The following is an 8,012-nucleotide window of genomic DNA, read 5'->3' on the forward strand; positions in this document are numbered from 1 at the left end:
GTGGTGCTTTCTCCTGCCTGCGGTGCGTCCTGCACCGGGCAGGTCGTGTTCTTTCTTCTTCAAGGATGATGTCATGCCTGCTGTTGTTGCCCTCCGCCACCGCGCTGCGGGTTGGCGCTCCCTGCTGTTGCTCGCGCTGGCCTCGGCCAGCCTGCCGGCTGCCGCGCAATCGATGGCCTGCGGCACCTACAAGGACAGCGGCGGCACTATCACGCTGACCATCGAGAGCGAAGGCCACGGCTTCCTGTCCGGCCCCTACCAGGCCACCGAGGAACTGCGCATCGCCCGCCAGGAAGATGTGCTCGGCACCGGCAACCTGTCCACCGGCCGCCTGGAAAACTGGTACTTCTCGGACAACGACCGCACGATCAACACGCCCTATCGCGAGTTCACCCGTGAGCACGCCGCCGCCTGCAAGACGATGCCCGAGCCCATCGAAGATGGTTGCGTGATGAACACCTCCGAGTGCCTGGAGGCGCTGCCGGAGGCCGCACCGGTGAAGCTGCACGCCTGGTGTGCCGAGGGCGTGGGCGCGGCCTGCTCCCAGCTGTTGGAGACCTACCAGCAGCAGGCCAAGGACGCCGCGCCGGAAACGTCCGAACCGCCGATGCCCGAGATCTGCAAGGAGGAGTCACCGTCGTTCGACGCCGAGGGCTGCACCGCAGTGGCCAGGAAGATCGCTTCGGAAATGATGGGCAAGGCCCTGCTCGGCCTGCAGCATTCGGTGGATGCGCCGCTGCCGCCCGCACAGCTGGATGAGCTGACCGAGCTGTGCCGCGTGCAACAGGGCGAAACATTCTGCGCCGACGTCGCCGAAGCCTTGTGGAGCGGTGGCCGCCTGCAGCAGGCCCGCGATGCGCTGCAGCGTTCCTGTGCTCAGCGCGCGGATGCCCCGGCCTGCGGGCCTGCCAAGGACCTTGCCGTTCTTGCCAGCGCCTCCGCGTCCGCGCTCACGCCAGTGCCAGCCACCGCGATGCCCTGTGGCAGCTTTGAAGCCGAGCGCAGCGTGCTGTCGCAGCTGCGTTTCCTCGAGGGTGGCGTGGTCGAGGCCGGAGGCCGCGAACAGCCACTGCGTGCGAGCCTGCGCGAAGGCCGCATCCTCATCCATCGCGATATCGGCAGCGACTTCGTGCTGCAACTGCTGCAGAACGGCAACCTGGTCGGCATCGACAGCGGCAACCGTTTCGCCTATTACGAGCGCAAGCCTGCTGCGGGCAACGCCCGCTGCACGCCATGAACGATGCCGCGTAGCGCCGAGCCCATGTTCGGCTGAAACCCAGTGCAGCCGAGCATGGCTCGGCTCTACAAGTCAGGTGCTCTTCCTGGGAATGATGGTGATGTGCCCGTTGATCTCCAGCAAGGCCAGCTCGACATCTTCCACGCCAAGGCAGCCCTGCTGGCGCATGGCGGCCTCGAAATCCGAGCGGGTGACCTGTTCCCGCCGCAGAACGGCGTCGAACAGGCGGCCATCGCGTGCGATCACCACCGGTTCTCCTTCTACCAGGCGTTCAACCCGCCGGCTGCGGGTACTCACCCAACCCACTCCGTAGTTGAGCAGGATCAGGGTGGCCGCCAGCAGCAGGCCGCCGCCCAGCGAGGTATCGGTGCCCAGCAGCGCGTTCTGCACCGCGTTGCCCAGCAGCACCACCAGCAGCACGTCGAACGGGGTGATCTGCCCCAGCGGGCGCTTGCCACTGAGCCGGACCATGCCCAGCACCACGACATACACCACCACCGCGCGCAGGATGAACTCCCACCACGGCATCGCCAGTGCGAACAGGTCGGGCATTGTCTTCCCCTGCGGATCGGTGGCCCAGCCTAGCATCCGGGGTCAGATCCCTTTGCCCGATGGGCAAAGGGATCTGACCCCATCCGAGGTTGTGACAGCACAAATAAAAAGCCCCGCTGACCAGGGGGAGGTCAACGGGGCCGGGGAACGGGCACTTGGGGAGGAGTCCCCGTTCCGAGATCTGCTCCAGGGGATGGGAGAGATCCACAACAGGCGTTGCGCCTGTCGAGAGTTATAGAAGCACTCCGAACACTAACGGTTCGTGAAGGGGCCCAATTTAATGAACTTCCATCAGGGCAACATTCATGATCGAGTCAGAAAGCTCCGGCGGATGAACGAATTCACGTCGTTTTCGGCCTGAAATGCACTCAGTGGGCTTCGTCCCAGTTGTTACCGACACCGGTATCGACCACCAACGGCACCCGCAGTTTGGCCGCTTGCGACATGCGCTCGACCACCTGCAAACGCAAGTCTTCAACGAAACTGCTTTCGGTTTCGAACACCAGTTCATCGTGCACCTGCAGGATCATCCGTGCCGGTGCGCCGCTGTCACGCAACCACTGGTCCACATCCACCATCGCGCGCTTGATGATGTCGGCGGCGGTGCCCTGCATCGGTGCGTTGATCGCAGCGCGCTCGGCACCGGCGCGCAAGCCCTGGTTGCGGGCATGAATGTCGTTCAGGTACAGGCGGCGGCCGAACAGGGTTTCCACGTAGCCCTGGTCGCGGGCCTGCTGGCGCATCCGCTCCATGAAGTCGCGAACGCCCGGGTAGCGACTGAAGTACAGCGCCACGTAGTCCTGCGCCTGGCCGCGGTCGATGCCCAGGTTGCGGGCCAGGCCGAAGGCGCTCATGCCGTACATCAGGCCGAAGTTGATCGCCTTGGCCGCGCGGCGTTCGTTCGGGGTCACTTCCTCCAGCGTGCGGCCGAACACCTCGGCGGCGGTGGCGCGGTGCACGTCGGCGCCCTGTTCGAAGGCACGCACCAGGCCCGGGTCCTCGGACAGATGCGCCATGATCCGCAGCTCGATCTGCGAATAGTCGGCCGCCAGCAGCTGGAAGCCCTCCGGGGCGATGAACGCGCGGCGGATGCGGCGGCCATCCTCGGTGCGGATCGGGATGTTCTGCAGGTTCGGGTCCGAGGAGGACAGGCGGCCGGTGGCAGCACCGGACTGGTGGTAGCTGGTATGCACCCGGCCGGTGTCCGGGTTGACCATCTCCGGCAGCTTGTCGGTGTAGGTGCTGCGCAGCTTGGCGAGGCCCCGGTAATCCAGGATCACCCGCGGCAGCTCGTGCTGGTCGGCAATCGCCTCCAGCGCCTCTTCATTGGTGCTGGGCTGGCCCTTGGGGGTCTTCACCACCGCCGGCAGCTTCAGCTCGTCGAACAGCACCGCCTGCAGCTGCTTGGGCGAATCCAGGTTGAAGCTGCGGCCGGCCAGCTCGGTGGCTTTCTGCTGCGCGGCCAGCATGCGCGAGGACAGGTCCTGGCTCTGCCGGCGCAGTTCGTCGGTGTCGATCCGCACGCCATTGGCTTCGATCGTGGTCAGCACCGGCACCAGCGGCATCTCGATGTCGCGGTACACGCTGTCCAGCGCCGGCTCGGCCAGCAGCTGCGGCTGCAGCGCGCGGTGCAGCCGCAGGGTGACGTCGGCGTCCTCGGCCGCATAGCGGCTGGCTTCGTCGATGCCCACCTGCGAGAACGGAATCTGCTTGGCGCCCTTGCCGGCCACGTCCTCGAACTTGATGGTGCTGTAGCCCAGGTAACGCAGGGCCAGCGAATCCATGTCGTGGCGGGTGGCGGTGGAGTTGAGCACGAAGCTCTCGAGCATGGTGTCGTCGTGGTAGCCCTGCACCTCCACGCCATGGCGGCGCAGCACATGCAGGTCGTACTTGCCATGCTGGCCCAGCTTTTTCTTTGCCGGGTCCTGCAGCGCCGGGCGCAGCGCATCCAGCACCTGCTGCATCGGCAGCTGCGCCGGCGCGCCCGGGTAATCGTGGCCGACCGGAATATAGGCGGCCTTGCCCGGCTCGACCGCCAGGCTGACGCCGACCAGGCGCGCGCGCATCGCGTCCAGCGCATCGGTTTCGGTATCGAAGCTGATCAGATCGGCCTGCTGCAGGCGCTCGACCCAGCCCTGCAGCTGCTCGCTGGTCAGCACGGTCTCGTATTCACCTGGCGCGGCCAGCGCCGGATCCAGCGTGCCAGCAGCGGGGGCCTCGGCGCTGCCACGGGCGAAGCCGGCGGCGGTACCGCGCAGGCTCGGGGTAGCTTCGCTGGCCGCCGCGGGCGCCGGCAGTGGTGCACCCAGTTCCTTCAGCGCCTGGGTGAAGCCATAGCGCGTGTACAGCTCGGTCAGCACCGGTACGTCCTGCTCACGCAGGGCAAGCGTGGTCGGGCTGGCGTCCAGCTCCACGTCGGTGCGGATGGTCACCAGCTCGCGGTTCAGCGGCAGGCGCTCCAGCGCGGCGCGCAGGTTCTCGCCGATCTTGCCCTTCATGGTCGGCGCGGCCGCCATCACGCCGTCCAGGTGCTGGTACTCGGCCAGCCACTTGGCGGCGGTCTTCGGACCGCATTTCTCCACGCCCGGCACGTTGTCGACGGTGTCGCCCATCAGCGCCAGCAGGTCGATGATCTGGTCGGCGCGCACGCCGAACTTGTCCATCACCGCCGCATCCGAATCCATGCGGCTGCCGGTCATGGTGTTGACCAGTTCGATGCCCGGGCGCACCAGCTGGGCGAAATCCTTGTCGCCGGTGGAGATGGTCACCTTCAGGTCCTGCGCCAGGCCCTGCAGCGCCAGCGTGCCGATCACATCGTCGGCCTCCACGCCGGGAATGCGCAGGATGCTGATGCCCAGCGCCTCGACGATGCGGCACATCGGTTCGACCTGGCTGCGCAGCTCATCGGGCATCGGCGGGCGGTTGGCCTTGTACTGCTCGTACAGGTCGTCGCGGAAGGTCTTGCCGGGCGCATCGACCACGAACGCCACGTAGGCCGGGCGCTCCTTCAGCGTCGAGCGCAGCATGTTGACCACGCCGAACAGCGCGCCGGTGGGTTCACCCTGTGCATTGGACAGGGGCGGCAGCGCGTGGAACGCGCGGTACAGGTAACTGGACCCGTCGATCAGGACTAATCTGCTCATGGGTCGATTCTACGCGCCCGTGCCTGCACCGCGGCGACACGGCACGTACGCGGCGATGGGGCATAATCGAGGCTCTTTCCAGGCAAAGGAACCCCACCCATGAAGACTCTGATGCTGGCCTCCCTGCTCCTGTTGGCCGGCTGCGCCAGCATGGGTGGCGCGGGCGCTCCCCCGGTCGACGTCAAGGGCGCGGATGTGTCCAAGCGCACCATGGACAACGGCGATGTCATCGAGGAATACCGCGTGTCCGGCCAGCTGCGCATGGTCAAGGTGACCCCGTCGCGCGGTGCGCCGTTCTACATGTACGACAAGAACGGCGATGGCCGCATGGACAACGACAAGGACGGCGTGTCGCCGGTGTACTGGAAGCTCTACAGCTGGTGATCTGACAGGGTCGGATCCCTTTCCGCAGGAAAGGGCTCTGCCCCATCGGGCGACGCCCGTCCACGCAGGGCGTGGGTCTATTCGGTGCGGNATCGGGCGACGCCCGTCCACGCAGGGCGTGGGTCTATTCGGTGCGGCCCACCACCCGTCCCACTTCGTCCATGCCACCCGGCGCCAGGTCACGCAGCAGGGCGAGGAAGTCGCCACCGACCAGGCGACGCGCCCGCTGCAGCAGCAGGGGTACCGGGCTGGACGGTTCGCAGCGCGCGTAGTACTCGCAGATCTCGTCCAGCCGCCGGCGCACATCGTCGGCGCTTTCGATGCGTTGGCTGCGGGTTGAGACCGGACCTGCGCTGTCGCTGTCCTGTGACGCGTCATGTTCCTCGTCGCCCACACCGGCCTGGCTGCCGCTGCGTGCCTGCCAGCGCGGTTGCAGGTAGCGATCCAGCGTGGCCAGATCGTCCAGAAGCGGTTTCAGGTCCGGAGCCGCCGGTCCCAGCTGTTCACCCAGCAACTGATCGATCGCGCGTGCCGCCTGCAGCGACTGCCGCGCAGCCTCGGTGCTGGCCGCCAGCATCTCCAGCGGGCAATCCAGGCAGCAGGCGTCGATCTCCTCCAGGCCCGGCGAAGGCGGGGACTCTGCCGCCCCCTTCAACGTGCCTTCGGCCAGACGCAGCTCACGCAGGGCGAAGCGCCCCAGCCGCGGCGACTGCACGAAGGGCAGCACGCGCAGGCGACCAAGTGCCCCCAGCGGATCGGCCAGCGCCAGCACCGCGTTGACCCGGGCAGTCGGGTCGTCATCGTCTTCCGCATCCAGCTGCGGATGCACCCCGGCCCATTGCTGCTGCAGCAGGCCCTGCACCAGGCGCAGGCCATCGGCCCAACCCGCCCAGCCCTGCTGCCGGCTCCATGCCGTGGCCAGATGCACCGCCACCCGCAGGTCGCGGGTGCGCTGCAGCAGTGCCAGCGCCTGCTCGCCGACCCGGTCCCAGTCGGGTTCTTCAGCGGCCAGCACACTGTCGCCGACGACCCGCTCGGCGCGCGCCGCCGCCGCCTGGTCCAGGGCCAGGAAGGCCGGATCGTATTCGAGGTTGTCACCACAGGCGCCGCCCTCGGGCAGTGCCGCACACAGGCGGTCGAGCAGGTCGTTGCGGTCCATCAGAGCCTCCACGGCCAGTGGCCAGGCAGGGTGGGATTCACTGCGCGCACTCCGCGTCCGGGTCACCGCTGTCACAGGCCACGGTCTGGTCGGCCGGCAGGCGGATGCCGGGCTGGACGATGCCGAACGCGCGGTACTGGGCACTCAATGCGCCCATGTCGACATAGGCAACCCGCGGCAGCACGCTGCCCTGGGTCCGCGCGCCAACGATCGCCGTGGGCAGGTTGAGGCCGCCGCCCACCACCAGCGGCAGTCCATCCATACCGATGCCATAGAAGTACGCCGGTGGGCGGCCGATGAAGTCCACCACGTGGCTGCTGCCGGCGCTGGTCAGATAGATCGGCAAGGGCTGGGTGCCGATGCTGCCGCTGGACCACCAGTGGCTGGCACCGGCCAGCACCGGCGTGGTGCCCAGCTGGCGGATGTCACCGCCCTGCACCTTCAGGTAGAACCCACTATTGCCCGCATCGACACTGAATGCGCTGCCGTTGAGCGAGGCAAGGGCCAGGGTACCGGCGTTGGTCAGACTGAAGCCTGCGGGCGACTGGAAATCGCCGAGGGTACCGATGGCATTGGCCACGAACTGCGAGGCGTCGCCCAGCATCGTCGGCCCGGCGGCGCGTCCGCTGAGCTGATCAGCCAGCAGGCGTCCACCAGCACCGGCACGGATCGCGCCGGACGACTGCAGGCGCAGCTGGCCCGCCTGCACACTGCCATTGAGCTGCAGATCACCACCATGCACGTCGAGCAGGCCCTGCGCGCCAGCCTGCACATTGCCGGTCACCTGCAGCCCTTGCGTGGTCCGCAGCTCCAGGCCCTGGCTGCTGAAGTCACCGAGCGTGGCGATACGGTTGTCGCCGCGCAGGCTGGCCTTGCCGCCGGCGCTGCCCTGCAGGCGCTGTGCGGCCAGCACACCACCGCTCTGGGTCAGCGCGCCACCGCTGCCGAGCTGCAGTTCCCCCGCAGCCAGCACGTCCTGGCCGAGCTGCAGGTCCTGGCCGCTGCGCAGGGTGATGTTGTTTCCACGCAACGCCGCCGGCAACTGCAATGCGCCGCCGGCCAGCAGCTGCAGGTCACCGCCGCCGGTATCGATCACGCCGGTGGGCAGGTTCAGCGAGCCTCCTGCCTGCAGGCGAACTGCGGCGCTGCGGTTGTCGAGCGAACCGATGCGCAGGTCGCCCGCACTGGCCAGATCGATACCCACGCCAGCCAGCGACACCACGCCACGCAGCTCGTTGCCAGCCGATCCCAGTGCAATCGACGCATCACTGCGCAGGTCGGTGCTGCCATCCACGCGCAGCGTGCCGTCCTGATCGATGCCGTTGCTACCCGTGGCCTGCAGGTTGCCACCCACATGTGTCGTGCCGAAGTGCAGCTGCTGGCCCTGCAGCGTCACATTGCCGGCAACGTCGGCCGCGGACAGGGTCAGGCGTTCTGCACTGCGCGCGACCAGGCTGCCTGCCGTCACACCCTGCAGCTGCAGGGCGCCATCGCTGGCCAATGCCACCTGCTGGCCCTGCACGGCCACGGCATCACC

The 8,012-nt window shown here is 67.7% G+C and carries 5 protein-coding genes and 1 pseudogene; 2 read left to right on the forward strand and 4 right to left on the reverse strand.

Annotated features, from left to right (window positions below; translation table 11 throughout):
* Nucleotides 1–73: 73 nt before the first annotated feature.
* Nucleotides 74–1,237 (forward strand): hypothetical protein, encoded by a 1,164-nt coding sequence (locus D5301_RS03820; RefSeq protein WP_153854829.1) that lies wholly within the window; start codon nucleotides 74–76, stop codon nucleotides 1,235–1,237.
* Nucleotides 1,238–1,309: 72 nt separating this feature from the next.
* Here the strand turns inward: D5301_RS03820 and D5301_RS03825 are convergent, their stop codons facing one another.
* A complete protein-coding gene (locus D5301_RS03825; RefSeq protein ID WP_110714138.1) occupies nucleotides 1,310–1,789 on the reverse strand; it encodes a YetF domain-containing protein in 480 nt (159 codons plus the stop codon).
* 368 nt (nucleotides 1,790–2,157) lie between these two features.
* Nucleotides 2,158–4,932 carry a DNA polymerase I gene (gene polA / locus D5301_RS03830; RefSeq protein WP_153854830.1) on the reverse strand — a complete coding sequence of 925 codons (2,775 nt, stop codon included), beginning with the start codon at nucleotides 4,930–4,932 and terminating at the stop codon, nucleotides 2,158–2,160.
* 99 nt (nucleotides 4,933–5,031) lie between these two features.
* Between polA and D5301_RS03835 the strand changes: the two genes are divergently transcribed.
* Nucleotides 5,032–5,316, forward strand: a complete 285-nt coding sequence (locus tag D5301_RS03835) for a DUF2782 domain-containing protein (RefSeq protein ID WP_110714140.1) — start codon at nucleotides 5,032–5,034, stop codon at nucleotides 5,314–5,316.
* Nucleotides 5,317–5,440: 124 nt separating this feature from the next.
* Here the strand turns inward: D5301_RS03835 and tssA are convergent, their stop codons facing one another.
* Together tssA and D5301_RS24000 are read right to left on the reverse strand one after the other, a co-directional pair.
* Nucleotides 5,441–6,475, reverse strand: a complete 1,035-nt coding sequence (gene tssA / locus D5301_RS03840; RefSeq protein WP_153854831.1) for a type VI secretion system protein TssA — start codon at nucleotides 6,473–6,475, stop codon at nucleotides 5,441–5,443.
* A gap of 37 nt (nucleotides 6,476–6,512) precedes the next feature.
* A pseudogene (locus tag D5301_RS24000) lies at nucleotides 6,513–8,012 on the reverse strand (hypothetical protein); the annotation flags it as partial.

The organism is Stenotrophomonas sp. MH181796 (assembly GCF_009659995.1).
Taxonomy (GTDB): Bacteria; Pseudomonadota; Gammaproteobacteria; order Xanthomonadales; family Xanthomonadaceae; genus Stenotrophomonas; species Stenotrophomonas riyadhensis.

Coding starts and splice junctions, on each gene's coding strand:
- polA (WP_153854830.1), bottom strand. CDS start 4,932: ATGAGCAGATTAGTCCTGATCGACGGGTCCAGTTACCTGTACCGCGCG.
- D5301_RS03825 (WP_110714138.1), bottom strand. CDS start 1,789: ATGCCCGACCTGTTCGCACTGGCGATGCCGTGGTGGGAGTTCATCCTG.
- D5301_RS03835 (WP_110714140.1), top strand. CDS start 5,032: ATGAAGACTCTGATGCTGGCCTCCCTGCTCCTGTTGGCCGGCTGCGCC.
- tssA (WP_153854831.1), bottom strand. CDS start 6,475: ATGGACCGCAACGACCTGCTCGACCGCCTGTGTGCGGCACTGCCCGAG.
- D5301_RS03820 (WP_153854829.1), top strand. CDS start 74: ATGCCTGCTGTTGTTGCCCTCCGCCACCGCGCTGCGGGTTGGCGCTCC.